Raw genomic sequence first — 25,574 nt, 5'->3', positions numbered from 1 at the left:
ATCCTATTTCATTATTTCTTGTGAACATTTGATATTTTAAGTTTTACGACGATCCGAAGATCATCGCTGCACTTCATCAAATGCCCACACTTATCGACTGTTAATTGTTAAAGAACGGTATTCGGTGTTACGTTTCGCGCTATCGACAAAGCGTTGTGTTTGTCAGCTGCGAAGAAGGAAGAGTATGAAGCGTTTCGGCTATTTCGTCAACCTTCTTTTTTACCCCGCTCTACTGTGCAACACGCTGTTTTGTGTGCATCGTTTTGCGAGGAGGCGAACTATAGCAAACGGCCATGGCGGGCGCAAGGGTTTTGCCGGGTATTTTCATGCGACTGCTACAATTTCGGCCCCTCGGCGTCCGTCGACGCTCATATTTAGCAAAGAATCGCATGAAACAACAAAAACGGGCCGGCTTCAGCTCCGGCTTTGGCGTACTGGCCGCCACCCTCGGTTCCGCAGTCGGTCTCGGCAATATCTGGAAGTTCCCTTATCTGACCGGCGCCAATGGCGGCGCCGGCTTTCTGCTGATCTATCTGCTGGCCACCTTGCTGGTGGGCCTGCCCGTGATGATTGCGGAAATCACGCTGGGCCGCCGCGCCAAGGTCAATCCCATCTCCACCATGGAACGGCTGGCGCCCAAGGGCAAGCCGTGGTGGCTGGTCGGCGTGATCGGCCTGGTCGCCGCCTTCCTGATCGTGGCGTTCTATTCGGAAGTGGTGGGCTGGGTATTTGCCTATATCGTCAAGGCGATTGACGGCTCCATCCTCAGCAGCGACCGGCAAGTAACAGAGGCGGCGTTTGCCTCGCTGATCAGCAATCCGCTGCAGGCGTTGCTGTGGCAGTGGGGCGTGCTGCTATTTATCGGCGGCATCTTGATGCTGGGCGTGACCAAGGGCATCGAAGCGATCGCCAAGAAGCTGATGCCGCTGCTGTTTTTGCTATTGCTGTTGCTGTGTGCGGTCAGCCTGTCGCTGGACAAGGCCAGCGAAGGCCTGGCCTTCCTGTTCCGCCCCGATTTTTCCAAGCTGTCCGGCGCGGTGGTGCTGACGGCCATGGGCCTGGCGTTCTTCAAGCTGTCGGTCGGCATGGGCACCATGATGACCTACGGCAGCTACTTTCGCGACGACCAGGATATTCCGCTGACCACATTGCGCGTGATGGCGGCCGACCTCGGTGTGTCGATGCTGGCCGGCATTGCCATCTTCCCGGCGGTGTTTACCTTCGGCTTTGCCCCCAGTGCCGGACCGTCGCTGGTGTTTATCACCATCCCGGCCGTGTTCTCGCAGATACCGATGGGCCAGGTACTGATGGTGGCGTTCTTTATCCTGGCGGCCGTGGCCGCTACCGGTGCGATGCTGTCGCTGATGGAAGTGCCGGTGGTGATCTTTCATGAGCGGCTGGGCTGGAGCCGGCGCAAGGCAACCATCGTCACCATGCTGTCGCTGGCCCTGCTCGGTTCCGCCTGCGCGCTCAGCAACAGCACCCTGGCGGACTTCAAGCTGTTCAATCTGAACATGTTCGATCTGTTCGACTTCGTGTCGTCGAATATCTTCCTGCCGGTCGGCGGCATCGCGATTGCGTTGTTTGCGGGCTGGGCTTGGGGCAAGGACAATTTCAGGGAAGCGATCAGCAACCAGGGCCGCTTGCCGAACGCTGCGCTGGCCAATGTGCTGCTGTTCCTGCTGCGCTATGTATCGCCGGTATTGATCCTGCTGGTGATGCTGAAGGGCCTCAACGTTTTTTAATCAGAGTACCCGGGTGTAGGTCTGGCGCACCAGCACCCGGTCGCCGCAATCGAAATGCCACCATTCACTGTTGATGCCAAAGAAACCGGCCTGGAACATGGCGTCGCGCAACAGGCGGCGATTGTCCACCTGCTGCTGCGTGATCTCGCCGCGTTCCAGCATGACCAGTTCCAGCGCCGGATGCGAGCGCTCGCTCAGGTCGTCAAAGCCCGTTCCCATGTCGAGTTCGGCGCCATCGGGCCCGACGATGGTGATGTCGAGCGCCATGCCAAATGAATGGATCGAACCGCGCGACGGTTCGGCGATATAGCCGAGCAATTCTGTGCCCTGCAAGGCGTCCCACAATTGCTGCTGCACCCGCTGCGGGCGCAGTGCGTCGAGCACCAGCAGATGATGGTCGGGGCGATGCGCCGCCAGCCAGGCCACGGCACTTTCCAGCGCGCTGGCCGCATCGCGGTGCAGCCATGCGCAATCGATGGGGCTGTACAGGTCGCGGCCGACAAAATTGTCGGGCGTGGCGTAGCGCAAGTCGACCGCGATGCCGGCAATGCTGCTCAAATGGCGAAATTGCGCATCGCCGGGGACCGCTTCCAGTTGCAGGCTTGCACCAACCATTACATTCCTTTTTCCAGGCAGTTGCGCGCAGCCACGCCGATGCTGTCGGCCAGGCGGCGCGCGCCATGCGACAACGGCGAATGGCTGGCCGTCAATAAATACAGTTGTATCGGGATCGTGGGCGCCCAGGGCCGGTGCTGCAGCAGCTGCGGCGAGCCGGAGGCGGCCGTGAACGGGTCGACCACCGCCATGCCGGCGCCCGCTTCCACCAGCGAGCGGGCGATCTGGTACGTCTGCACCACGGTGGAAAACACGGGATGGACATCCTGCGCCTCGCAGGCGGCGATTACCATTTCACCGAGCGGGTCGTTGTCGGCATGGCCGATCAGCTCGCCAGTCAGCCCGTGCGCCGTCAATGGCGTGCCGCAGTCGGCCGCATGCCAGGTGCCAGCCGGCGCGATCACCGTCATCACGCCCTGGGCGATCGGTTCGGCCACGATGCCAGGATGGCGCGGGTCCTGCAGCGACAAGGCCAGGTCCGCTTCACCGAGGCGCAGGGTATTGACGATCTCGCTCGTATGATGCGTGGCCAGCTGGCAGCGCGTATGGGGAAAGTCGCGGCGCCAGGCCGTCATGGCAAATGGCAGGACGCTGATGGCGATCGTTGGCGTGGAGACCAGGCGGATGGTTTCCACCGCATGGCCTTTCAGGCTGGCGGCCAGGCGGCGGATGCCGAGCAGGTCACGGTTGAGCTTTTCCGTCTCGACAAACAGGCGGTGCGCTTCGGGCTTGGGATACAGCTTGCCGCGCACGCGCTCGAATAGCGGCATGCCCAGTTGCAATTCGCAATGTTGCAGCACCTTGGTGACGGCCGGCTGCGAGATATGCAGCACTTGCGCCGCGCCGCTGATAGTGCCGACCTGCATGATGGCGTGGAAGACTTCGATATGGCGCAGCCGCATGACTGGATCCTTTACTTTTGACCGCTGAGGCCGCAAGCGAGCAGCATAGTGGAAAAAGTCATGGGCTGGAATGGCATGCTACTTGGTAGCAACAGTTGGCGCAGCCGGCAGAGGCGTCGTCAGTACCTGCAGCAGCGCTGCCGTTTCCGCGTCCGCCGTGCCGTCAAACAGGGTGTTGCGGTATTTCATCTGGAAGGCGATCAACACATTTTTGGTTTCTTCGTCAAACACGCCGGTCTGCGGCGTGGCATAGCCATGCGCCGCCAGTTTGCTCTGGAACCAGACGGCGTCCGGCAGCGACTGTTCATACACGGCGCGCTGGGTGGCGACGCGGGTGGCGTCCGGCCAGACGATCAGGCCGGCGTCGGCCAGTTGCTTCCATGGAAACAGCGGGCCCGGGTCCTGCTTGCGCTGCGGCGCGACTTCATTGTGGCCCAGGATGTTTTCCGGCGCGATATTGTAGCGGGCCTGGATATCCTTCAGCAGCGGAATCAGCGTATCGATTTGTGCCTGCGGGAACGGATACCAGATGCGGCCTTGCGGCGACTCGGTAAAGCCCGGGTTGACGATTTCGATGCCGATCGAGCTCACGTTCAGCTGTGTATAAGTCTTCCAGTTACTCACACCCGCATGATTGGCCTGGCGCGATTCGTCGACCAGCGCATACAGCTTCGGCTGGGCCGTATCGGTCAGCAGGTAATGGCTGCTGACCACTTGTTCCGTCAGGATCTTGATCGAGCGGGGCAGGTCGCTGACCGTGTAATGGATGACGATGAACTTGACGCGCGGACTCTGGCCGCGCGCCGTCAGGCTGCGGTCGATCTGGGGCACGGTGGTGGTACAGGCCGACAGCAGGGCGACCAGCAGGGCAAGAGCGATTTTTTTCATACAGTATCCATAACAGGGTTAATCAATTCATGGCCGGACGCCTGCCTTGGCGGCCAGCCGGGCCGCCGCCTCATGCGAACGCGCCGTTCTTTGTTCCATCATCAACGATTCCGGCAACGCAGAGCGCATGGCTGCCGCGATTGCCGGATGCAACTGCGCCGCGCGGCCGGCCAGCACCACCGGGCGCGGACCATGGCGTGACGTCAGGGCCAAAGCCAGGCGCGCCAGTTCCTGCCCGGCCCGCTGCAGGATGTCCAGCGCCAGTGGATCGGCATCGGCGCTGGCGGCGACGGCCAGCGCCAGCCGGCCGATGGCGCCGCGGTCCTGGCCATACATGAACTGGCGCGACAGATCCCAGTCGCTGCCGCCGATCTGTTCGAACACGGCGCAGGCCATCGCCGACTGCGTCCAGCTGCCCGGCGCTTCATCCTCGCGGCGCCAGATCTGGCGCAAGGCTTCGCGCGCGATCCAGTAGCCACCACCGCCATCATCGAGCAACACGCCGCGGCCGCCGGCGCGGTGAAACACGCCGTCGCCATCGATCCAGGCGGCAATCGAACCGGTGCCGGCATACACCAGGTAGCCCTCGCCGGGCGCAAAGCTGTCGAGATAGGCGATTTCAATATCATTGCACAAAGTGACGTCTGGCGGGTTCAAACCCAGCAGCGTGGCCAGCGACTGCGCCAGGGCAGCACCATCGCCGCCAAAACCGGTCAGGCCCGCATGCACATGGGCCGGCTGGCCGACGGCCAGCACGGCCTGGCTCAGGGCGGCAAAGGTGGCGTGCAGCGCGGCGCGGCCCGCATCGCTGCCCATTTGCAAGGCAGACAGGCCGTCCACCGCGCCGCTGGCAACGATGGCGCCGTTACTATCCGCTAGCGCCCAGCGCGTCTGCGTGCCGCCGGCGTCGATGCCCAGGCCCAGTGCGGTGAATTGGGAAGCTGCGTGGAAAGAAGTCATGCCATGAGTGTAAAGCGAGAATAGCCTGGCAGGCATGAAAGCTTGCGCACATGACATGCCTGCAGGTTATGGATCGGCGGTTGAGCCGAACGATTACTTCGACGCCACCACGCTCGGCTGGCGCAAGGTGATGCGCGTGCTTTCATTGCCCAAGCGATCGACCGCGCTGATCACCACCGCATTGACGCGGCCAATCGCCTCGTCCATCAGGTTCAATTCCGTCTGCGTGCCGGCCACTACCGAAAAACGCCATTCGTCGCCATAGCGTGCCCACACGGCGTACTGCGCCGTCGGCTTGCCGCCGCCGGCCGTCAGGCGCACATTCATGCTGCCCGCATCGCGGCGCATGGCCACCAGGGGCGCACCTGGTGCTTCCGCACCCAGCCATGGCGTGGCCGGGATCAGGGCAGGGCTTTGATACACGCCCGCCTTCAGTTGCTCGCTGATGCCCTTGCGGTTCTGCATCAACGGCACCATGCTGAAATGCACCTGGCCATTCGCGCCGGTGCGCGTGCGCGTCACTTCGATCTGCTTGACGATTTCCTGCGGCGTGAACGACTTGGGCGTATTGTCGATGCGGCTGGTGTACAGGCCCGGCCAGACATGGCGGCGATACGGGTTCTGCGCCAGCCAGTAGTCGAGCAGCACGCCGAACGCCTGCGGTGCCTGCGCCACGGGCCAGTACAGCTGCGGCGACAGATAATCGAGCCAGCCCTTGGCCAGCCACAGTTCCGCATCCGCATACAGTTTGTCGTACTGGCTGAAGCCCACGATGCCGGGCGGACGCAGGCTGGGGCGGCCGATGCCGAACGGGCTGATGCCGAAACGCACCCAGCTTTTTTCGCGGTGGATGCCGGTATACAAGCCTTCGATCAGCTGGTTGACGTTCTGGCGGCGCCAGCCGGCGCGATCGAGCTGGCCGCCACCGAGCAGGTATTGCTGCCACGATGGCTCGTCGGGAAACGGCAGCTCGCGCTTGGCGGCGCCGCTGCCCGCGTCCAGCGCGGCCGTTTCGGCGCCGGCACCGGCGCCTGGTGCGTCGATCGGATACGGATAGAAATAATCGTCGATATGCACGCCGTCGATATCGTAGCGGCGCACCACGTCGAGCACCACGTCGGTCGTGTGCTTCGAGGCAGCCGCATCGCCCGGGTCCATCCACAGGTAGCGGCCGTACTGTTTCACGGACGCGGGATGGGTCGACGCGAAACTGTCGCGCGCCAGCGGCGACTTGGCCGTGGCGTGGCGGGCGCGGTACGGGTTGAACCAGGCGTGCAGTTCCAGCCCGCGCGCATGCGCCTGGGCCACCCAGAACGCCAGCGGGTCATACATGGGCAATGGCGGCTGGCCCTGCTTGCCGGTCAAAAATTCCGACCACGGCTCCAGCGATGACGGATAGATCGCATCGGCGCTGGGACGCACCTGCAGCACGATGGCGTTCAGGTTCAGCGATTTGGCGCGGTCGAGGATGGCAATGGCTTCGGCCTGCTGCTTGGCCACCGTCAGGTTGCTGCGGCTGGGCCAGTCGATATTGGCGACCGTCGAAACCCAGGCGGCGCGGAACTCGCGCGGCGCCGCTGGCGGCACTTCACCGCGGATATGTTGTACGGGCGGCACCGCCGGCGCGCCGGCCGGGCCTGGCGTCGCATCGATCGGCATGCGGGAACTGGTGCAGCTGCTGAGCAAGCTGGCGGCGGCCAGCGCGGCCACCATGCCGGCGGTGGCCGCCAGCCGTTTTTTAAAAGTAGACAACAAAACAATTCCTTGCAAGGGTAGGGCGCAGGTGTATCGGTGCGGGCATTCTACTGTGCGCCGCCCGCACGGGGCGCGCGCACCGGTAAACACCTCAGGCGTCGGCCTTCTTGCCGAATTCGGGATCGATTTTCACCAGCGCCGCCATGACAAAGGCGGGGATGGTGGCGATGCAGACCCAGATAAAGAAGTGCTGGTAGCCCAGCATCTGCTGTATCCAGCCGCTGGCCATGCCGGGCAACATCATGCCCAGCGCCATGAAGCCGGTGCAAATCGCATAGTGGGCCGTCTTGTGGGCGCCGTCGGAGACCATGATCATGTACAGCATGTACGAGGCAAAGCCGAAGCCATAGCCGAACTGTTCCAGCGCGATGCCGCCCGCGATCACATATATATTGCTGGGCAGTGCGGTGGCCAGGTAGACAAATACCAGGTCGGGCAGGTGCACCGACAGCACCATGATCCACAGGCAACGCTTCAGGCCGAAGCGTGAAATGATATAACCACCCAGCAAACCACCCAGGGTCAGCGCGATCACGCCGATGGTGCCGTATACCAGGCCCACCTGTTCCGTGGACAGGCCCAGGCCGCCCTTGGCGACGGGGTCGAGCAGGAACGGTGCAGCGAGCTTGAGCAGTTGCGCTTCGCCGAGGCGGAACAGCAGCAGGAAGCCGAGGATGACCAGGATATCCTTCTTTTTGAAAAACGAGGCAAAAGTGGCGACGAATTCCTGCAGCGGAGAAATGCCCGCATGGGCAATGCTGGGCTGGTCGGCCACCGGTTTGGGCAGCACGAAATAATGGTACAGGAACAGCGTGATGAACAGGCCCGCCAGGATGGCGAACACCACCGACCAGGCCAGCTGCACGCTGCCGGTCGAGTGCGTCAGGTAGCCGGCCAGGTAGACCAGCAAGCCTTGGCCGGCGATCATGGCCAGACGGTAAAAAGTGCTGCGCACGCCGACAAAGGCCGCCTGCTGGTGTTCTTCCAGTCCCAGCATGTAGAAGCCGTCGGCGGCGATATCATGCGTGGCGGAACTGAAGGCCATCAGCCAGAAGATGGCCAGGCTGATCTGGAAAAAATGCGGCAGCGCGGTGGTCAGCGCGACCAGCGCCAGCGCCGCGCCAATCACCAGCTGCAGGCCGATGACCCAGAAGCGCTTGGTGCGGTACATTTCAATAAAGGGCGACCACAGCGGTTTGATCACCCACGGCAGGTACAGCCAGCTGGTATACAGCGCGATATCGGTATTGGTGAAGCCGTAATTCTTGTACATGATCACGGACAGGGTCATGACCACCACATACGGGATGCCTTGCCCGAAATACAGGGACGGGATCCACAGCCAGGGGTTTTTGGTGCTGACAGGAGCAGGGACGGTTTGTTTCGCGAGCTTCATACATCCTTCGTCATCAACCAGCCAGAAGAATGCCGCGCCATGGCCTCAGCTGGCCAGTGCCGCCCGCACACTGCCGTCCGCGCCGGCCAACAATGCCTGTGCCTGGTCTGTCGTTATTTTTTTTAACAAGGCAACAATTGCCACCTTGACGTGAAATTGGCATTGCTCCAGCACGCGTCTTGCCTGCGCTTCCTCGGCGCCGGTGGCATGCATGGTCAGTGCGACCGCGCGCAAGATCAGCTTGGCGTTGGTCGGCTTCAAGTCTACCATCAAGTTTCCATAGGTTTTGTGCAAACCGACCATCAGGGCACTGGAAATGGTGTTGAGGGTGATTTTCTGCGCCGTGCCCGCTTTCAGCCGGGTGCTGCCGGAAATGACTTCCGCGCCCGTGTCGAGCACGATACCGTGCTCTGCTTCCAGCGCCACCGGCGCCTCCACGTTATTGGCGATGCCGACCGTCAGCGCGCCAGCCGCCCGTGCGGCGCGCAATGCGCCCAGCACATACGGCGTGGCGCCGGACGCGGCCAATAAAAATACCACGTCGTCGGGCTGCGGCTGCAGAGCCAGCAAATCCGCAGCGCCTTGCTCCACATCGTCTTCCGCGCCTTCGACGGCCGTAAACATGGCGCCGGCGCCGCCGGCAAGCATCGCCACCGCGCGCTCGGGCGGCCAGGAAAAGGTGGGGCTGAGTTCCACGCTGTCGAGCACGCCCAGCCGGCCCGACGTGCCGGCGCCCACATACAGCAGCCGGCCGCCAGCGGCGATACGGGGCAGGGCGGCCGTGATGGCGGCCGTGATCTGCGGCGAAGCCAGGCGGACAGCCTCGACGGCCCAGAACTGGTCATCGACCAGCGCCGCCACCAGTTGTTCTGTCGGATACAGGTCCAGTTCCAAGTGCCGCGTGCTCGGGGTTTCGGTTTTCAGCATGGGTTTCAACGGTGTCGAATGATGAAACCAGTGTAATACCAACGAGCTCAGCCAGCCATGAAAGGATGGCGGGCGGGCATAACGGGAGTTTATGGAGCGCTGTGATGGGAGCTACGGTGCCCTGCGCATTTCGGCCACAAAATCATAATGGTCGCTGCGGCAATAGGAATGCGTGAGTTCCACCGCCTCGCCCGATTCCAGGTAGGCCACGCGCGTAATGAAGAGCACGGCCTGGCCATCGGGCACGTCCAGCTGCTGGGCCAGCACGCCCGTGGCGTTCATGGCGCGGATATGCTGCAGCGCACGCACGGGCGACTTCTTGATGCCGCTCAGATAGGCATACAGCGAATCGCCGACGGCGGCCGGATCCGGCACCACGCTGTACGGCAGCACGCTGACCTCATACGCCATCACCACGTCATCGGCCAGGCGCAGGCGCTCCAGGCGCGCCACCTTGGTGTTTTGCGGCAAACCCAGGCTCAGTTGCTCTTCGCTGCTGGCGAGCACCACGTCGCGCTTGAGCCAGCGCGAGCCGGGACGGTAGCCGCGCTGCTGCAGCTGTTCGGAAAAGCTCGACAGGTTCGATAGCGGCTGCTCGATGCGCGGCGCAATATAGTTGCCCGAGCCGCGGCGGCGCACCACGAGGCCCTGCTCGACCAGCTGGTCGATGGCCTTGCGGGCGGTGACGCGCGATACGTCGAGCAATTCGGACAGCGTGCGTTCCGATGGCAGTGCCTGGTCCACCTGGTAGCGGCCATTGCGTACGTCTTCGCTCAGCTTGCGGGCGATCTGCATATACAAAGGCGAATTGTCATTTAAATCGACCTTGAGTTCTACGCTGGTCTGGCTCATACAGTTCTCCTTGGATGCCTAGTGTAATGGCGATGGCCCCTGCGCGTAGCCCGTCCACCCATGAATAAATGGAAAACAGCCATAAATAACCGTTATACGTTTTAAAAACACTGTTTTTTTCGAATTTTTCGCTTCAGGCATAACCTGCAATTATAGATAAATAAGCAATTTTCATTGGCGCACCGCCGGTGAGCACCCTATGCTGGCCTATCACGGCAAGTGTGCACAAAGGAAACAAAATGAATCAGAGGACGCTGCGCTGGCTGGGTGGCTGGATGGGCGGATTGCTGCTCAGCAGCACAGCTCCGGCCATGGCAGGAGAGATGCGCAATATCAAACTCGACCGGCAACTGGCAGCCATCGTCAACGATGGTCACCAGCCGCTGGCCAGCCTGTCGGTACTGGCGATACGGGGCGGGCGGCCCGTCTACCAGCAGCAGTTCGGCCATCGCTATTTGCCGGCGCAGGCGGACCAGCGCCTGCCCGTCACGCCAGATACGCTGTTCCGCATCGCCTCGGTCTCGAAAATGATGACCACGCTGGCCCTGATGCGGCTGGTGGAACAGAATAAATTGCAGCTGGACCAGGACGTCGGCATTTACCTGGGCTTTTCCCTGCGCAACCCGCATTTCCCCAGACAGGCGATTACGCTGCGCAGCCTGCTCAGCCATACCTCCTCGCTGCGCGATGCGGGCGGCTACTTCTGGGGCCCCGACCGCAGCCTGCGCGACGTGTTTACGGCTGGTGGCAACGCCATGTGGGCAGGCAACGCCGCAGCGGGCCAGTATTTCAGCTACGCCAATCTGAACTGGGGCGTAATCGGCACCGTCATGGAAAAGGTCACGGGCGAACGATTCGACCGCCTGATGCGGCGCTTGCTGCTGGCACCGATGGGACTGCGCGGCGGCTACAACCCGGCCGAGTTTTCGCCGGCCGAGCTGAACGACATGGCCACGCTGTACCGCAAGCGCCCGGTCGACAGCGAAACCTGGCAGCCGGACGGCCCCTGGATTGCGCAAACCGATGATATGCATCTGCAGGCACCCGTGCCGCCGGCGGGCCTCGACAATTATGTGATTGGCAGCAACGCGACCATCTTCAGCCCGACGGGCGGATTGCGCATCTCGGCGACGGACTTGGGCAAGGTCATGCAGATGCTGCTGGCCGGCGGACGCCATCATGGCCAGCAATTGTTGCAACCCGCCAGTATCGCGCTGATGTTTACCCGGCAATGGCAACTGGCGGCCGACGGCAGCAATGGCGACAGCGGCCAGGGCCTGTTTCGCGCCTGGGGTTTGGGCAACCAGCAATTCGATCCAGATGGCGCACACGGCAATGGCCTGGTGGCGGGCGCCGCCTTTTCGGCCGTGGGACATCTGGGCGACGCATATGGCTTGCTGTCCGGCTTCGTGCTCGACTTTGCCAACAAGAACGGCATGATTTACCTGATTGGCGGTACCGGCAGCGATCCAGCGCAGCAGCGCGGCCGGCAGACGGCGCTGTCGCGGCCAGAGGCGGCGGTGCTCGATGCGCTCTACCATGGCGCCATTGTCAATATTGAGCAATGCGCACCAAAGTAGTGCATTCCTGTAAGTTATGGCTGCACCATGATGTTTCATTGGCCCCGATTATGGCCAGCCTCTAAGCTCTCACCGAATGCTCCCATGCCATGGGAGTACCTACGCAGCGAGGCACCATGCAGCAGCAACAAGTCATCATTATCGGTGCCGGCGTCGTCGGCCTGACGTCGGCCTGGTGGCTGGCCGAAGCCGGCTACAGGGTCACGGTCCTGGAACGCAATGAGCAGGTCGCAATTGCCGCCAGTTACCGCAATGGCGGCCAGCTCAGCTACCGCTATGTGGCCCCCCTGGCGGACGCCGGCGTGCCCCTGAAAGCGCTGCAATGGCTGTTCCGGAAAGACGGGCCGCTGCGTTTCCGCCCCGAGGCGGACTGGCGCCAGTGGCGCTGGATGGCCAGTTTCCTGCGCAACTGCAATGCGGCCAGCAATGCGCGCACCACGGCCAAGCTGCTGGAGCTGGGCGAGCTGAGCCGCGCCGGCATGGCCCAGCTGGAACTGGCCGTGCCGCCTGAAGCGTATGCCTGGCGCGATGCAGGCAAGCTGATCGTCTACCGTTCACCCGACATTTTCCAGCGCGCCGTGGCCCGTCCGGAATCGGAAGAAGCGCGCGTGGTGCTCACACCGGCGCAGGCGGTCGAACGCGAACCGGCGCTGGCCGAGCTGCAAGGCGCGCTGGCGGGCGGCATCTTGACGCAAGGCGAAGCGGTGGCCGACTGCCATGCGTTCTGCCTGGCGCTGGAAACGCGGCTGCGCCAGCATCCGAATTTTTCGCTGCTGCTCAAAGGCGATGCGCATGGCCTGGTGCTGCGCAACGGCAAGATTGCCGGTGTGAATACCAGCCTGGGCCAGCTGGCGGCCGACCACTACGTGCTGGCCGCCGGCATTCAGAGCCGCGACCTGGCGGCCACCGCCGGCATCTACCTGCCGCTGTATCCGCTGAAGGGCTACAGCCTGACCGCGCCGATCCGCGCGCAGGACCGCGCGCCCGAGATCAGCATTACCGATTTCGAGCGCAAGGTACTGTATGCGCGCATTGGCTCATCCTTGCGGGTGGCGGCCATGGTCGATATGGTGGGCGCCGATACGCGCATCGATCCGGCCCGCATCGCCGGCTTGATGCGGCTGGCGCGCGAAGCGATGCCGCAGGCGGCCGACTATGAGCAGGCCACGGCCTGGGCCGGCTTGCGGCCCGCCACGCCGAACAGCGCGCCGCTGGTCGGCGCCAGCAAATACGATAATCTGTGGCTGAACGTGGGCCACGGCCCACTGGGCTTTACCTTTGCGGCCGGCACGGCGCGCATCCTGGCCGACCTGATGGCCGGCAAGGCGCCACCGTTCGCGCTGGACTTCCTGCAGCCGCGACGCTAGCGGCCACGCGCCTGTCTCTTATGGCGGATAATTGCGGAACTTTCCGCTCTTGCCGCCTACCGCATGTCCACACCTTCGAAATCCGCTGCCTGCCCTTGCGGCGGCGGCGCCTATGCCACTTGCTGCGGCCCGTATATTGCGGGCGCCGCCCTGCCGCCGACGGCCGAAACCCTGATGCGCTCGCGCTATACGGCGTTTACCCTGCGCGACGAGCCGTATCTGCGCGCTACCTGGCACGCCAGCACCTGCCCGCCCGATGCTTTATTTGCCGAAGAAGAAAAAGTCCGGTGGCTGGGACTTGAGGTAAAATCTGCTTTACGTTTACGTCAACGTAAAGCAGAATCTGCCGAACACGCCGAAGTGACCAACCGCGATACCGTCGAATTCGTGGCCCGCTACAAGGTCGGGGGACGCGCGCACCGCCTGCATGAAGTGAGCCGCTTCGTGCGCGAAGCCGACACTGGCGGCACCGTGCGCTGGTTGTATCTCGACGGCAGTTTTCCCGAATAGCGCGACCCGAGAGACCGGGCGATAATAAAAAGGAACAGCAATGCCGCACATCGAAAGCAAACTCAATCCGCGCAGCGACGATTTCAAGGCCAATGTGGCCGCCATGCAAGCCATCGTCGACGACTTGCGCGACAAGGTGGAAAAGATCGCGGCCGGTGGCGGCGAAGCGGCTGCCGCCAAGCACCTGGCGCGCGGCAAGCTGCTGCCGCGCGACCGCGTGCAGATGCTGCTCGATCCCGGCACGCCGTTCCTCGAGTTTTCGCAGATGGCGGCCTACGCCATGTACCAGGATGCCAATGGTATTGACGCGGCGCCCGCCGCCGGCATCATCACCGGCATCGGCCGGGTCTCGGGCCAGGAATGCGTGATCGTCTGTAACGACGCCACCGTCAAGGGCGGCACCTATTACCCGATGACGGTCAAAAAACATTTGCGGGCCCAGGAAATCGCCGACCAGAACAACCTGCCGTGCATCTATCTGGTCGACTCGGGTGGCGCCAACCTGCCGAACCAGGACGACGTGTTCCCGGACCGCGACCATTTCGGCCGCATCTTCTACAACCAGGCCAACCTGTCGGCCAAGGGCATTCCGCAGATCGCCGTGGTGATGGGCTCTTGCACGGCCGGCGGCGCCTACGTGCCGGCCATGAGCGACGAGTCGATCATCGTCAAGGAGCAGGGCACGATTTTCCTCGGCGGCCCGCCTTTGGTGAAAGCGGCCACCGGCGAAGTGGTGACGGCCGAAGACCTGGGCGGCGGCGACGTGCATACGCGCCTGTCCGGCGTGGTCGACCACCTGGCGCAGAACGACCTGCATGCGCTGTCGCTGGCGCGCACCATCGTCTCGAACCTGAACCGCACCAAGCCGCAGCAGATGGCGCTGCGCGAATCGATTGAACCGCATTACCCGCCGCAGGAACTGTATGGCGTGATTCCGGTCGATACGCGCAAGCCGTTCGACGTGCGCGAGGTGATCGCCCGCATCGTCGACGCCAGCGAATTCGACGAATTCAAGGCGCGCTACGGCACCACCCTGATCTGCGGCTTTGCGCATATCCATGGCATCAAGGTTGGCATCATCGCCAACAACGGCATCCTGTTTTCCGAGTCGGCGCTGAAGGGCACGCACTTCATCGAACTGTGCTGCCAGCGCAAGATCCCGCTGGTCTTTTTGCAAAATATCACCGGTTTCATGGTGGGCCGCAAATACGAGAACGAAGGCATCGCGCGCAATGGCGCCAAGATGGTGACTGCCGTGGCGACGGCTGCCGTGCCGAAGTTCACCGTGATTATCGGCGGCAGTTTTGGCGCCGGCAATTACGGCATGTGCGGCCGCGCATTCTCGCCGCGCTTCATGTGGATGTGGCCCAATGCGCGCATATCCGTGATGGGCGGCGACCAGGCCGCGTCGGTGCTGGCCACCGTCAAGCGCGACGGCATCGAGGGCAAGGGCGGCGCATGGTCAGCCGAAGAGGAAGCCGCCTTCAAGCAGCCGATCAAGGATCAATACGAGCACCAGGGCCACCCGTACTACGCGACTGCGCGCCTGTGGGACGATGGCGTGATCGACCCGGCCGACACGCGCATGGTGCTGGGCCTGGGCTTGTCGGCCGCGCTCAACGCGGAAATTCCCGAGACGAAGTTCGGCGTGTTCCGGATGTAAGGGAGAGCAACAATGGAATTTGAAACCCTGAAACTGGTCATCGAAGGCAATGTCGCCACCGTGACCCTGAATCGCCCGGACGTGCGCAACGCCTTCAATGAAACCACGATCGCCGAACTGGCGCGCGCGTTCGAAGGCCTGGGCCGCAGCGAGATGGTGCGCGCCATCGTGCTGGCCGCGAATGGCCCCGCGTTTTGCGCCGGCGCGGACCTGAACTGGATGAAGAAAATGGCCGGCTATACGCATGCCGAAAACCAGGCCGACGCGCTGCAGCTGGCGCAGATGCTGCGCACGATCTACGAATGCCCGAAGCCCGTGGTGGCCAAGGTGCAGGGCGACTGTTATGCCGGCGGCATGGGCCTGGTGGCCGCATGCGATATCATTCTGGCTGCGGAAGACGTGCAATTCTGCCTGAGCGAAGTGCGGCTGGGACTGATCCCCGCCACCATTTCACCGTATGTCATCAAGGCCATGGGCGAACAGGCGGCGCGCCGCTACTTTATCTCCGCGGAGCGCTTCTCTGCACAGGAAGCGCTGCGCATCGGCTTTGTCCACGAGACTGTCACGGCCGACGCACTGGACGCGAAAACCGCCGAGGTGCTGAAATCACTGACGGGCAACAGCCCGCACGCGGTGGCGCAAGCGAAAACGCTGGTGCGCGAGATCGCCGGCTTGCCGGTCGATGATGCGCTGCTGGCCGACACCGCCGAACGCATCGCGCAGATCCGCGCCTCGGAACAGGGGCGCGAAGGCGTGCAATCGTTCCTGGACAAGCGCAAGCCGGGTTGGCTCATGGGCTAGCGCATGGACTAAGAAAATCATTGGAGCAGTTTTGAAATCAGAAAAACAATCGGGCTGGGTCGAACGCAGCTTGCGCAGCGTGTGGCATCCGTGCACGCAGATGCAGCATCATGAGTCCGTCCCGCTCATCCCCGTCAGCCATGGCCGCGGCGCCTGGCTGTACGACCACGAAGGCCGGCGCTACCTGGACGCCATCAGCTCCTGGTGGGTGAATTTGTTCGGCCATGCCAATCCGCGCATCAATGCGGAACTGAAGGACCAGCTGGACCGGCTCGAGCACGCCATGCTGGCCGGTTTTACACATGAACCTGTGATCGAACTGTCGGAAAAACTGTCGGCCCTGACGGGCGGCGTGCTCGGTCACAGCTTTTATGCGTCCGACGGCGCCTCGGCCGTGGAAATCGCTTTAAAGATGAGTTTTCACGCCTGGCGCAACAGCGGCCAGAGTGACAAACAGGAATTCGTCTGCCTGAAGGGCAGCTACCACGGCGAGACCGTCGGCGCGCTGGCCGTCACCGACGTGGCGCTGTTCAAGGATGCCTATGGTCCGCTGCTGCGCGCCACGCAGACGGTGATGTCGCCGGACTTGCGCCAGGCGGGCGAGGGCGAAACGGCCCAGGACGTGGCGCGCCGCGCGGCGGCCGAAGTGGAACAGCTGTTTCAGCAAAAAGCCGGCAAAATCGCCGCCATCATCATCGAGCCCTTGGTGCAGTGCGCGACCGGCATGGCCATGCACGACCCGCTCTACCTGTCGCTGGTGCGCGCGCTGTGCGACCGCTACCAGGTGCACCTGATCCTCGACGAAATCGCCGTCGGCTGCGGCCGTACCGGCACCTTCTTTGCGTGCGAACAGGCCGGTATCTGGCCCGATTTCGTCTGTCTTTCAAAGGGCATCAGCGGCGGCTATCTGCCATTGTCGCTGGTGATGACGCGCGAGGAGATCTACCAGGCGTTTTACAGCACCGACGTGCGCCGCGGCTTTCTGCATTCGCACTCGTACACAGGCAATCCGCTGGCCTGCCGCGCGGCGCTGGCAACGCTGGCCATCTTCGAGGAAGACGATGTGCTGGCCACCAACCGCTTGCGCGCCGATAAAATCACGCAGGCTTTGGCGCCGCTGGCGCAGCACGACAAGGTCCAGCACTTCAGGCAGCAGGGCATGATCTGGGCGTTTGACGCCATCGATGCGTCGCCCGATTTTTCACGCCGCTTTTTCACCACCGCGCTGGAACATGAACTCTTGATGCGCCCGATCGGCTCCACCGTCTACCTGATGCCGCCGTATATCCTCGACGACGAGCAGATCGATGGCCTGGGCACGCAGATGCTGACAGTCTTCAATCACGTGATGGGAGCGTGAGATGGAACTGATCACGCGACTGCGGCAGCAGTTAAGCACACTGGAAGAGCGCAGCCTGATCCGCCGGCGCCGCACGGTCGAGACGCCGTGCGCGCCGCGCATCACGGTCGATGGCCGCGCGATGCTGGCCTTCTGCAGCAATGATTACCTGGGCCTGGCCTCGCATCCGAAGATCGTTGCCGCGCTCAAGGAAGGCGCCGATCTGTATGGCGCCGGCAGCGGCGCTTCGCACCTGATCAGCGGCCACAGCCGCGCGCATGCGCTGCTGGAAGAGCGGCTGGCGGAGTTTGTCGGCGTCAACCTGGAATCGCCGCGCGCGCTGTATTTCTGCACCGGCTACATGGCCAACCTGGCCGTGCTGACGGGCCTGGCGGTGGGCGACAAGGACACCGAGATTTTTTCGGAAGCGCTCAATCACGCCTCGCTGATCGACGGCACGCGCCTGGCGCGCGTCGCCACCCGCGTCTATCCGCACGCGGATCTCGCTGCGCTGGCAAGCCTGCTGGCGGCCAGCACGGCGGCCACAAAAATCGTTGTTACCGACAGCGTGTTCAGCATGGATGGCGACACCGCGCCGCTGCCCGCACTGCTGGCGCTGTGCGAACAATATGGCGCCTGGCTGGTGGTCGACGATGCGCACGGCTTTGGCGCGCTGGGCGAGCACGGACGCGGCGCGCTCGAGCACTTTGACCTGCATTCGCCCAACCTGGTGTATGTGGGCACGCTGGGCAAGTCGGCCGGCGTGGGCGGCGCGTTTGTTTGCGCGCATGAAGCCGTAATCGAAACGCTGATCCAGAAGGCGCGCCCGTATATCTTTACCACCGCCGCGCCGCCGGCAGTCGCGCATGCGCTGCTGGCCAGCGTCGACATCATCGCCGGCGAGGAAGGCCGGCAGCGCCGCGCGCACCTGGCCGCGCTGGTGGCACAATGGAACGGCGGCCTGCAATTGCGGCACTGGCAGCCGCTGGCCTCGAGCACCGCGATCCAGCCCGTGATCATCGGCGAGAATGCCGCCATGATGGACATCGCGGCCAGCCTGTACCGCGAAGGCCTGTGGGTGGGCGCGATCCGTCCGCCGACCGTCCCCGTGGGCACGGCGCGCCTGCGCGTGACGCTGTCGGCCGGCCACACGGAGCAGGACGTGGCACTCTTGATCAATGCAGTCAACAACCTGGAAAGGACGCGCCATGAGTCTTGATGATCCCATCGTCATCGGTACGGCCGAAGTCAATGAAGTGGAAGCGGTGCTGGAGCCGGCATTGGAGCCGGCGCCAGTGGCTGCCGGCCTGCCGTCGCGCTTTGCCTGTTTTGTCACCGGCACCGACACGGAAATCGGCAAGACGCTGACCTCGTCGGCGCTGCTGCACGCGCTGGTGCAGCGCGGCGTGCGCGCCTGCGGCATGAAGCCGGTAGCCGCCGGCGCGGAACTGCGCGATGGCGAGCTGCATAACGAAGACGCCGACAGTCTGAAGGCGGCCGGCAATGTCACGCTGCTGCGCAATCTGACCACGCCCTACATGTTCAGGGAACCGGCCGCGCCGCATATCGCCGCCGCGCTCGAAGGCGTGACGATCGAGTCGGTGCCGATTCTGGCCGCCTACCTGGAAGTGGCGGCCGCCTCGGACGCGGTGGTGGTCGAAGGCGTGGGCGGCTTTCGCGTGCCGCTGTCCGACACTTTCGACACGGCCGACCTGGCGCAGCAGCTGGACCTGCCCGTGATCCTGGTGGTCGGCATGCGCCTGGGCTGCATCAACCAGGCCTTGCTGACGCTCGAAGCGATCGAGGCGCGCGGCTTGAAGGTGATCGGCTGGGTCGCCAATACGCTCGAAGTGGAAATGCGCTTTATCGACGAAAATATCGATGCACTGATCGAACGCATCCCGGCGCCGCTGCTGGGCAAGGTGCCGCGCCTGGCGCAAGCGAGCGCCGAAGAAGCGGCCTCGTATCTCGATTTCACCGGCCTGCCGAACTGGCCGGCGCAGCAAACGAACAACTGATACAAAACAATTGAAGTAACTGAAAACCAAGGAATCACGATGTCATTCATTCAAGAAGCAGCAAAGACCGTCGAACTGCACCGCCCAACCGCGCGCATCACCGTGCCGGAAGCGGCCACCTGGCCCGTCGCCGACGTGCTGGCCCTGTTCGACCTGCCGTTCAACGACCTGATGTTCAAGGCCCAGCAAACCCACCGCGTCAACTTCCCGGACGGCGACGTGGAACTGGCAACCCTGCTGTCGATCAAGACCGGCGGCTGCGAAGAAGACTGCGGCTACTGTCCGCAGGCGGCCCGCTACGACACGGGCGTGGAAGCGAAAAAAATCCTCGATATCGACACCGTGCTGGACGCCGCGCGCCAGGCCAAGGCCAACGGCGCCACGCGTTTCTGCATGGGCGCCGCCTGGCGCAGCCCGAAGGATCGCGACATGGAAAAGGTCGAGGAGATGGTCAGCAAGGTCAAGGCCCTGGGCCTGGAAACCTGTGCCACCCTGGGCATGCTGGAAGAGGGACAGGCCGACCGCCTGAAAAACGCCGGCCTCGATTTCTACAACCATAACCTGGACACGGCGCCCGAGTTCTACGACAACGTGATCTCCACCCGCGAATACCAGGACCGCCTGGACACCCTGGGCCGCGTGCGCGAAGCAGGCCTGAAAGTGTGCTGCGGCGGCATCGTCGGCATGGGCGAGACGCGCCTGCAGCGCGCCGGCCTGATCGCCCAGCTGGCCAACCTGAATCCGTATCCGGAATCGGTGCCGGTCAACCACCTGGTGCAGGTGGAAGGCACGCCGTTATACGGCCTCGAAGCGCTGGACCCGTTTGAATTCGTGCGCACGATTGCGGTCGCCCGCATCACCATGCCGAAAGCGCGCGTGCGCCTGTCGGCTGGCCGCCGCCAGATGGGCGAAGCGGTGCAGGCGATGTGCTTCCTGGCCGGCGCCAATTCCATCTTCTACGGCGACAAGCTGCTGACCACCGACAACCCGGAAGCGGAAGACGACCGCACGCTGCTCAATAAACTGGGCCTGCAGACGCGCGGCGCCATGCTCGAATCGGTACAGAAAGAGAAGTGCGGCTGCTGATCGCAGTCATGTCGGGTTACGCCGTGCCGGCTAACCCGACCTACGATAGCCAGCATCCCATCCGTAGGTCGGCTTGGCGCCCCGCGCGTAAGCCGACAAGCCAGCAGACCAGGTCCATCAAGAGACCGCTGCACCTTTGAGAGAATAGAGAGAGACCATGTTCACAAAAATCCTGATCGCCAACCGTGGCGAAATCGCTTGCCGTGTGGCCGCTACCGCGCGCCGCATGGGCATCCGTACGGTCGCCGTCTATTCGGAAGCCGATGCCAATGCCAGGCATGTGGCAGTCTGCGACGAAGCCGTCCTGATCGGCCCCGCGCCAGCCAAGGAAAGCTATCTGTGCGGCGACAAGATCATCGCCGTGGCGCTGGCTACCGGCGCGCAGGCGATTCATCCCGGCTACGGCTTTTTGTCCGAAAATGCCGACTTTGCCGATGCCTGTACGGCAGCCGGCCTGGTATTTATCGGCCCGCCGGCGTCCGCCATGCGCGCCATGGGCTCGAAATCGGCGGCCAAGTCGCTGATGGAAAAGGCCAACGTGCCGCTGGTGCCCGGCTACCACGGCGAGGAACAGGATGCGGACTTTTTGCACGCGCAGGCCGACCAGATCGGCTACCCGGTACTGCTGAAGGCCTCGGCCGGCGGCGGCGGCAAGGGCATGCGCGTGATCGACAATTCGAATGATTTCAAGGCCGCGCTGGCCTCGTGCATGCGCGAAGCGATCAGCTCTTTCGGCGACGACAAGGTGCTGGCCGAAAAATACCTGTCGCGCCCGCGCCATATCGAGATCCAGGTGTTTGCCGACACCCTGGGTAATTGTATTTACCTGTTCGAGCGCGACTGCTCGGTGCAGCGCCGCCACCAGAAAGTGCTGGAAGAAGCACCGGCGCCCGGCATGCCGCCCGAGCGCCGCGCGGCCATGGGCGAGGCGGCCGTCGCCGCCGCAAAAGCTGTCGGCTACGTGGGCGCCGGCACGGTGGAATTCATCGCCAACCAGGACGGCTCGTTCTACTTCATGGAGATGAACACGCGCCTGCAGGTCGAGCATCCGGTGACCGAAATGATCACCGGCACCGACCTGGTGGAGTGGCAGTTGCGTGTCGCGTTTGGCGAACCGCTGCCGAAAAAACAGCATGAGCTGGCGATCCACGGCCACGCCATCGAAGCGCGCATTTATGCGGAAAATCCGGAGAAGGGTTTCCTGCCGTCGATCGGCACCTTGCGCCATATGCGTTCGCCCAAAGCCGTGGCGTTCGAGCTCGGTGGCACCAGCATGCCGGCCGGCGTGCGCATCGATTCGGGCGTGCGCGAGGGCGACGCGATTTCGCCGTTCTACGATCCGATGATCGCCAAGCTGATCGTCTGGGGCGCGGACCGCCGCGAGGCGCTGGCACGCATGGCGCAGGCGCTGTCCGAATACCAGATCGTCGGCCTGGCCAGCAATATCGCCTTTCTGAAGCGCCTGGTCGAAGGGGAAGCGTTCAGCAACGCCGACCTCGATACGGGCCTGATCGAACGCAACCAGGAAGCGCTGTTCCCGGTCCTGCAGGCGGCGCCCGATACGGCGCTGGCCCTGGCGGCGGTGGCGCTGCTGACGCAGGAAGCCGCCGCCAGCCATGGCAGCGGCCCGTGGGGCGATGCGCTGGGCTGGCGTCTCAATAGCACGCTGGGGCGCACCCTGTCGTTCGCCGACGACTTCGCGCTGGCCGGCGAGAGCAAGGCCTATGCGGTGCGCATCGCCTACCGGCAGGACGGCTGGCTGTTCAACGGCCAGCGTTTGAGCCTGAGCGCGCGCGATGGCCAGGAACTGCATGTGAAACTGGGCGAGCGCGCCGTGCATGGCACCGTGCACCGCGACGGCGAACAGTTCCACGTATTTACCGGCGGCGCGCATTACACGCTGCACTACAACGACCCGATGGCGCATGCGGGCGAAGCGGAAGCCGAAGGCGGGCGCCTGACTGCGCCGATGCCCGGCAAGGTCGTCGCGGTGCTGGTCAACAAAGGCCAGGACGTGAAAAAAGGCGAGCCGCTGGTGATCATGGAAGCGATGAAGATGGAGCACACCATCGCCGCGCCGCATGACGGCCTGGTGGAAGACGTGCTGTATGCGGTGGGCGACCAGGTGGCCGATGGCGCGCCGCTGCTGGCCTTCAAGGCCGCGGCATAGGAGGCCGCCATGCGCATACTGCTGCAACGCCTGGACGGCAAGGAAGCGGAGTGGATCAGCGAGTTTGCCGGACAGCTGCCCGAGGCCGAGGTGATCGCCTGGCGCGAGGGCGAAGCTGCGCCGGACTGCGACTACGCGGTCGTGTTCCGGCCGCCAGACGCCATGCTCGATGCCTTGGTCAAGGTGAAAGCGATTTTCAATATGGGCGCCGGCGTGGATGCCTTGTTGAAATTCGGCGACGCACTGCCGGCACATATCCCGCTGGTGCGCCTCGACGATGCGGGCATGGGCGTGCAGATGGCCGAGTATGTCAGCCACGCCGTGCTGCGCCACTTCCGCCGTTTCGACGATTACGAGGCGCAGGCGCGCGCCGGCATCTGGCAGCCGCTGCCCGCGTTCGACAAGGTCGATTTTCCCGTCGGCGTGCTGGGCCTGGGCGTGCTGGGCACGCGCGTGCTCGATGCGCTGGCGCAGTTCGAGTTTCCGCTGCGCGGATGGAGCCGCAGCCAGAAGCGCATTGATGGCGTCGAATGCTTTGCGGGCGAGGAGGGACTCGAAACCTTCTTGCGCGGCACGCGTCTGCTGATTTGCCTGCTGCCGCTGACACCCGACACGCACAACCTGCTGGACCGCACGCGGCTGTCGATGCTGCTGCCGGGCGCGTATGTGATCAACGTGGCGCGCGGCGCGCATCTGGCCGAGCCGGATCTCTTGAGCCTGATCCGTTCGGGCCATCTCGCCGGCGCCACGCTGGACGTGTTCCGCAACGAGCCGCTGCCGCAGCAGCACCCGTTCTGGCAGGAGCCGCGCATTACCATTACGCCGCATATTTCCGCCAATACGCTGCGCCGCGAAAGCGTGGCACAGATCGCCGCCAAGATGCGCCGCCTGCAGGCCGGCGAACTTGTCGCCGGCACCGTCAACCGTTTGCAAGGATACTGAAATGAACAGCCAACCGCATCTGCCGAAACAGGTCAAGATCGTCGAAGTGGGCCCGCGCGATGGCCTGCAAAATGAAAAGGACACCATCAGCGCCGCCGTCAAGATCGAACTGGTCGACCGGCTGACGCAAGCGGGGTTTGCGAATATCGAAGCGGCGTCGTTCGTGTCGCCGAAATGGGTGCCGCAGATGGCTACCAGCACCGAGGTCATGGCCGGCATCGCGCGCCGCGCCGGCACAATTTACTCCGCGCTGACGCCCAACATGCAGGGTTTCGAGGCAGCGCTGGCGGCCAGGGCCGATGAAGTGGTGATCTTCGGCTCGGCCTCCGAAGCCTTCTCGCAAAAGAACATCAACTGCTCGATCGCCGAGTCGATCGCCCGCTTCGAAGGGGTGGCAAAAGCGGCAAAAGACAATGGCCTGCGCCTGCGCGGCAGCATCAGCTGCGCGTTTGGCTGCCCGTACCAGGGCGAGGTGCCGCTCGACGCCGTGGCCGACGTGGTGAAACGCATGCGCGACCTGGGCTGCGACGAAATCGATATTGCCGACACCATCGGCGTGGCCACGCCGAGAAAAACCCAGGCAGTGATGGCGCGCGCCATCGAGGCGTTTCACGTGGACGGCCTGTCCGGCCACTTCCACGACACCTACGGCCAGGCGCTGGCGAATATCTACGCCAGCCTGGAGCTGGGCATCGCCATCTATCACTCGTCGGTCTCCGGCCTGGGCGGCTGCCCGTACGCCAAGGGCGCCACCGGCAATGTCGCCACCGAAGACGTGCTGTACATGATGAACGGGCTGGGGATCGCCACCGGCATCGACCTGGACCTGGTGGTCGACGCGGGCCAGTTCATTTCGCAGCAGCTGGGGCGCAAGGGATCGAGCCGGGCGGGCAATGCGCTGGCGGCGAAGCGGGCGGCGGCATAATCTGGCGTCACCGGGGTTTTGGCCAGCAATGGTGTCGGATTACGGCCCGTCGGACCTAATCCGACCTACGCGGCTTTCGTAGGTCGGGTTAGGCCGCAGGCCGTAACCCGACATCACCCACACCGCCCAGATTACCCCAATTGTCAGGCCGCAGGCCGTAACCCGACATCACCATGGCCAACACGCATGAATTGTACGGACGAAAAAAAACCCGAGAGCCGTAACTCTCGGGTTTTTTTCTACATATTTGGTCGGAGTACAAGGATTCGAACCTTGGACCCCCTGGTCCCAAACCAGGTGCGCTACCGGGCTGCGCCACACTCCGAAGACCAAGATAATACAGACCATATTCAATTCGGTCAAGGGTCCGGCAAAACTTCGCGAAAATAATTTACGCCGCTGGCCGCCATCTCTGTTTTGATGCCAAAAAAGTATGCGACACTGAGCGCCAGTTTTCTCTCACAGGATGCGAAAACATGACGGCACTACCCTTGGTCTATTCTTCTGATGATTACCGTGGCCCGGCGCACCGGCGCCGCCTGCTGCTTGGCGCCGGCGTCTTGCTGCTGCATGTGGCGTTGCTGTACGGCTGGCGCGACGCCAGGCCGCCAGCGCTGCCCGATTCCGGCCCCAGGGTGGAATCGGTCGCCGTATGGATACGGCCACTGGCGATCAAGCCGCCACCGCCGCCGGTTGCCACGGTGGAGCCGAAGCGCGAACCGAAGCCGGTGCGTGCGGCCAGCGCCAGCAGCGCCAGGGCCAGGCCATCCGTCGCGCCGCCAGCCGAACCGGGCCCGAATGCCATCAAGCTGGCGCCCGCAATTACGCCAGCCGAGACGCCGGCCGCCGAAACACCGAAATTCGATATGGCAGCGGCACTGTCAACAGCGCGCAAGGTGGCCGGCGAGCGCGACCCGTCCAGGGTCGGCACGGCAGTTGGCCAGATTCCCGATAAACCTTTGCAGACGGAAACTCAGCTGGCGCGCGATATCGCCAGTGGCAAGCGCGGCGACTGCCGTACCGCCTATGCAGGGGCAGGGCTGCTGGCGCCCGTGATGATGCTGTTGGATAAAAAAGATAGCGGCTGCAAGTGGTAGGGGCCTGACAACCTACCCAATATGGGTACGATCATG

Annotated in this window: 22 protein-coding genes and 1 tRNA gene; 14 read left to right on the top strand and 9 right to left on the bottom strand. The window is 63.5% G+C overall.

Translation table 11 applies throughout. The features are described 5' to 3' along the window. Positions 1 to 389 precede the first annotated feature (389 nt). Complete coding sequence (locus RTQ46_RS08970) at positions 390 to 1,745, top strand: sodium-dependent transporter (RefSeq protein WP_312435993.1); 1,356 nt, start codon at positions 390 to 392, stop codon at positions 1,743 to 1,745. Here RTQ46_RS08970 and RTQ46_RS08965 read toward each other — a convergent pair whose 3' ends face one another. From RTQ46_RS08965 to RTQ46_RS08930, 8 genes are all read right to left on the bottom strand, one after another. After that, positions 1,746 to 2,360, bottom strand: a complete 615-nt coding sequence (locus RTQ46_RS08965) for a M15 family metallopeptidase (RefSeq protein WP_312435992.1) — start codon at positions 2,358 to 2,360, stop codon at positions 1,746 to 1,748. Continuing rightward, positions 2,360 to 3,262: a LysR family transcriptional regulator gene (locus tag RTQ46_RS08960; protein WP_312435990.1), complete on the bottom strand. Its 903-nt coding sequence runs from the start codon at positions 3,260 to 3,262 to the stop codon at positions 2,360 to 2,362. The genes RTQ46_RS08965 and RTQ46_RS08960 overlap by 1 nt, the downstream gene beginning before the upstream one ends. 78 nt (positions 3,263 to 3,340) lie before the next feature. After that, positions 3,341 to 4,150, bottom strand: a complete 810-nt coding sequence (locus tag RTQ46_RS08955) for an N-acetylmuramoyl-L-alanine amidase (RefSeq protein WP_312435989.1) — start codon at positions 4,148 to 4,150, stop codon at positions 3,341 to 3,343. Positions 4,151 to 4,177: 27 nt separating this feature from the next. Continuing rightward, the gene (locus RTQ46_RS08950; RefSeq protein WP_312435987.1) at positions 4,178 to 5,110 is read right to left on the bottom strand and encodes an N-acetylglucosamine kinase; all 933 of its coding nucleotides are present in this window, start codon (positions 5,108 to 5,110) and stop codon (positions 4,178 to 4,180) included. Between the two features lie 93 nt (positions 5,111 to 5,203). Further along, positions 5,204 to 6,865 carry a glycoside hydrolase family 10 protein gene (locus RTQ46_RS08945; protein ID WP_409518310.1) on the bottom strand — a complete coding sequence of 554 codons (1,662 nt, stop codon included), beginning with the start codon at positions 6,863 to 6,865 and terminating at the stop codon, positions 5,204 to 5,206. A gap of 91 nt (positions 6,866 to 6,956) precedes the next feature. Beyond that, complete coding sequence (locus tag RTQ46_RS08940) at positions 6,957 to 8,261, bottom strand: MFS transporter (RefSeq protein ID WP_312435985.1); 1,305 nt, start codon at positions 8,259 to 8,261, stop codon at positions 6,957 to 6,959. A 45-nt stretch (positions 8,262 to 8,306) separates the two neighbouring features. Beyond that, a complete protein-coding gene (locus RTQ46_RS08935; RefSeq protein ID WP_312435984.1) occupies positions 8,307 to 9,188 on the bottom strand; it encodes an N-acetylmuramic acid 6-phosphate etherase in 882 nt (293 codons plus the stop codon). A 111-nt stretch (positions 9,189 to 9,299) separates the two neighbouring features. Next, positions 9,300 to 10,040 carry a GntR family transcriptional regulator gene (locus tag RTQ46_RS08930; protein ID WP_312435982.1) on the bottom strand — a complete coding sequence of 247 codons (741 nt, stop codon included), beginning with the start codon at positions 10,038 to 10,040 and terminating at the stop codon, positions 9,300 to 9,302. Positions 10,041 to 10,279: 239 nt separating this feature from the next. Here RTQ46_RS08930 and RTQ46_RS08925 point away from each other — a divergent pair, with 239 nt between their 5' ends. The 12 genes from RTQ46_RS08925 to RTQ46_RS08860 all read left to right on the top strand — a co-directional run bounded on the left by RTQ46_RS08925 (position 10,280) and on the right by RTQ46_RS08860 (position 24,441). Beyond that, a complete protein-coding gene (locus RTQ46_RS08925; RefSeq protein WP_312435981.1) occupies positions 10,280 to 11,620 on the top strand; it encodes a serine hydrolase domain-containing protein in 1,341 nt (446 codons plus the stop codon). An 89-nt stretch (positions 11,621 to 11,709) separates the two neighbouring features. Further along, complete coding sequence (locus RTQ46_RS08920) at positions 11,710 to 12,987, top strand: D-amino acid dehydrogenase (RefSeq protein WP_312435979.1); 1,278 nt, start codon at positions 11,710 to 11,712, stop codon at positions 12,985 to 12,987. A 63-nt stretch (positions 12,988 to 13,050) separates the two neighbouring features. Further along, on the top strand, positions 13,051 to 13,497 hold the full coding sequence (locus tag RTQ46_RS08915) for a YchJ family metal-binding protein (protein WP_312435978.1): 447 nt from the start codon (positions 13,051 to 13,053) through the stop codon (positions 13,495 to 13,497). A 40-nt stretch (positions 13,498 to 13,537) separates the two neighbouring features. Beyond that, the gene (locus tag RTQ46_RS08910) at positions 13,538 to 15,160 is read left to right on the top strand and encodes a carboxyl transferase domain-containing protein (protein ID WP_312435976.1); all 1,623 of its coding nucleotides are present in this window, start codon (positions 13,538 to 13,540) and stop codon (positions 15,158 to 15,160) included. A gap of 12 nt (positions 15,161 to 15,172) precedes the next feature. Further along, positions 15,173 to 15,961: an enoyl-CoA hydratase/isomerase family protein gene (locus RTQ46_RS08905; protein ID WP_312435975.1), complete on the top strand. Its 789-nt coding sequence runs from the start codon at positions 15,173 to 15,175 to the stop codon at positions 15,959 to 15,961. 31 nt (positions 15,962 to 15,992) lie between these two features. Then, a complete protein-coding gene (gene bioA, locus RTQ46_RS08900) occupies positions 15,993 to 17,321 on the top strand; it encodes an adenosylmethionine--8-amino-7-oxononanoate transaminase (protein WP_312435973.1) in 1,329 nt (442 codons plus the stop codon). A 1-nt stretch (position 17,322) separates the two neighbouring features. Further along, positions 17,323 to 18,519, top strand: coding sequence for an 8-amino-7-oxononanoate synthase (bioF, locus tag RTQ46_RS08895; RefSeq protein ID WP_312435971.1), 1,197 nt, complete (start codon positions 17,323 to 17,325; stop codon positions 18,517 to 18,519). Further along, the gene (bioD, locus tag RTQ46_RS08890) at positions 18,509 to 19,318 is read left to right on the top strand and encodes a dethiobiotin synthase (RefSeq protein ID WP_312435970.1); all 810 of its coding nucleotides are present in this window, start codon (positions 18,509 to 18,511) and stop codon (positions 19,316 to 19,318) included. The genes bioF and bioD overlap by 11 nt, the downstream gene beginning before the upstream one ends. 39 nt (positions 19,319 to 19,357) lie before the next feature. Beyond that, positions 19,358 to 20,404 (top strand): biotin synthase BioB, encoded by a 1,047-nt coding sequence (gene bioB, locus RTQ46_RS08885; protein WP_312435968.1) that lies wholly within the window; start codon positions 19,358 to 19,360, stop codon positions 20,402 to 20,404. 157 nt (positions 20,405 to 20,561) lie between these two features. Beyond that, the gene (locus RTQ46_RS27120; RefSeq protein ID WP_409518309.1) at positions 20,562 to 22,574 is read left to right on the top strand and encodes an acetyl/propionyl/methylcrotonyl-CoA carboxylase subunit alpha; all 2,013 of its coding nucleotides are present in this window, start codon (positions 20,562 to 20,564) and stop codon (positions 22,572 to 22,574) included. Positions 22,575 to 22,583: 9 nt separating this feature from the next. Then, positions 22,584 to 23,516 (top strand): glyoxylate/hydroxypyruvate reductase A, encoded by a 933-nt coding sequence (locus tag RTQ46_RS08865; protein ID WP_312435967.1) that lies wholly within the window; start codon positions 22,584 to 22,586, stop codon positions 23,514 to 23,516. A gap of 1 nt (position 23,517) precedes the next feature. Then, complete coding sequence (locus tag RTQ46_RS08860; RefSeq protein WP_312435965.1) at positions 23,518 to 24,441, top strand: hydroxymethylglutaryl-CoA lyase; 924 nt, start codon at positions 23,518 to 23,520, stop codon at positions 24,439 to 24,441. Positions 24,442 to 24,689: 248 nt separating this feature from the next. Here the strand turns inward: RTQ46_RS08860 and RTQ46_RS08855 are convergent. Beyond that, positions 24,690 to 24,766, bottom strand: a tRNA-Pro gene (locus tag RTQ46_RS08855). Between the two features lie 151 nt (positions 24,767 to 24,917). Here RTQ46_RS08855 and RTQ46_RS08850 point away from each other — a divergent pair. Next, on the top strand, positions 24,918 to 25,538 hold the full coding sequence (locus RTQ46_RS08850) for a hypothetical protein (protein WP_312435963.1): 621 nt from the start codon (positions 24,918 to 24,920) through the stop codon (positions 25,536 to 25,538). Positions 25,539 to 25,574: the final 36 nt, after the last annotated feature.

The sequence above is a fragment of the Janthinobacterium sp. genome (assembly GCF_031995485.1).
In the GTDB taxonomy this organism is placed as follows: domain Bacteria; phylum Pseudomonadota; class Gammaproteobacteria; order Burkholderiales; family Burkholderiaceae_D; genus Janthinobacterium.
The sequence above is the reverse complement of the archived record's forward strand: the minus strand, read 5'-3'. Positions and strand labels throughout refer to the sequence as shown.

Coding starts and splice junctions, on each gene's coding strand:
- RTQ46_RS08970 (WP_312435993.1), top strand. CDS start 390: ATGAAACAACAAAAACGGGCCGGCTTCAGCTCCGGCTTTGGCGTACTG.
- RTQ46_RS08965 (WP_312435992.1), bottom strand. CDS start 2,360: ATGGTTGGTGCAAGCCTGCAACTGGAAGCGGTCCCCGGCGATGCGCAA.
- RTQ46_RS08960 (WP_312435990.1), bottom strand. CDS start 3,262: ATGCGGCTGCGCCATATCGAAGTCTTCCACGCCATCATGCAGGTCGGC.
- RTQ46_RS08955 (WP_312435989.1), bottom strand. CDS start 4,150: ATGAAAAAAATCGCTCTTGCCCTGCTGGTCGCCCTGCTGTCGGCCTGT.
- RTQ46_RS08950 (WP_312435987.1), bottom strand. CDS start 5,110: ATGACTTCTTTCCACGCAGCTTCCCAATTCACCGCACTGGGCCTGGGC.
- RTQ46_RS08940 (WP_312435985.1), bottom strand. CDS start 8,261: ATGAAGCTCGCGAAACAAACCGTCCCTGCTCCTGTCAGCACCAAAAAC.
- RTQ46_RS08935 (WP_312435984.1), bottom strand. CDS start 9,188: ATGCTGAAAACCGAAACCCCGAGCACGCGGCACTTGGAACTGGACCTG.
- RTQ46_RS08930 (WP_312435982.1), bottom strand. CDS start 10,040: ATGAGCCAGACCAGCGTAGAACTCAAGGTCGATTTAAATGACAATTCG.
- RTQ46_RS08925 (WP_312435981.1), top strand. CDS start 10,280: ATGAATCAGAGGACGCTGCGCTGGCTGGGTGGCTGGATGGGCGGATTG.
- RTQ46_RS08920 (WP_312435979.1), top strand. CDS start 11,710: ATGGGAGTACCTACGCAGCGAGGCACCATGCAGCAGCAACAAGTCATC.
- RTQ46_RS08915 (WP_312435978.1), top strand. CDS start 13,051: ATGTCCACACCTTCGAAATCCGCTGCCTGCCCTTGCGGCGGCGGCGCC.
- RTQ46_RS08910 (WP_312435976.1), top strand. CDS start 13,538: ATGCCGCACATCGAAAGCAAACTCAATCCGCGCAGCGACGATTTCAAG.
- RTQ46_RS08905 (WP_312435975.1), top strand. CDS start 15,173: ATGGAATTTGAAACCCTGAAACTGGTCATCGAAGGCAATGTCGCCACC.
- bioF (WP_312435971.1), top strand. CDS start 17,323: ATGGAACTGATCACGCGACTGCGGCAGCAGTTAAGCACACTGGAAGAG.
- bioD (WP_312435970.1), top strand. CDS start 18,509: ATGAGTCTTGATGATCCCATCGTCATCGGTACGGCCGAAGTCAATGAA.
- bioB (WP_312435968.1), top strand. CDS start 19,358: ATGTCATTCATTCAAGAAGCAGCAAAGACCGTCGAACTGCACCGCCCA.
- RTQ46_RS27120 (WP_409518309.1), top strand. CDS start 20,562: ATGTTCACAAAAATCCTGATCGCCAACCGTGGCGAAATCGCTTGCCGT.
- RTQ46_RS08865 (WP_312435967.1), top strand. CDS start 22,584: ATGCGCATACTGCTGCAACGCCTGGACGGCAAGGAAGCGGAGTGGATC.
- RTQ46_RS08860 (WP_312435965.1), top strand. CDS start 23,518: ATGAACAGCCAACCGCATCTGCCGAAACAGGTCAAGATCGTCGAAGTG.
- RTQ46_RS08850 (WP_312435963.1), top strand. CDS start 24,918: ATGACGGCACTACCCTTGGTCTATTCTTCTGATGATTACCGTGGCCCG.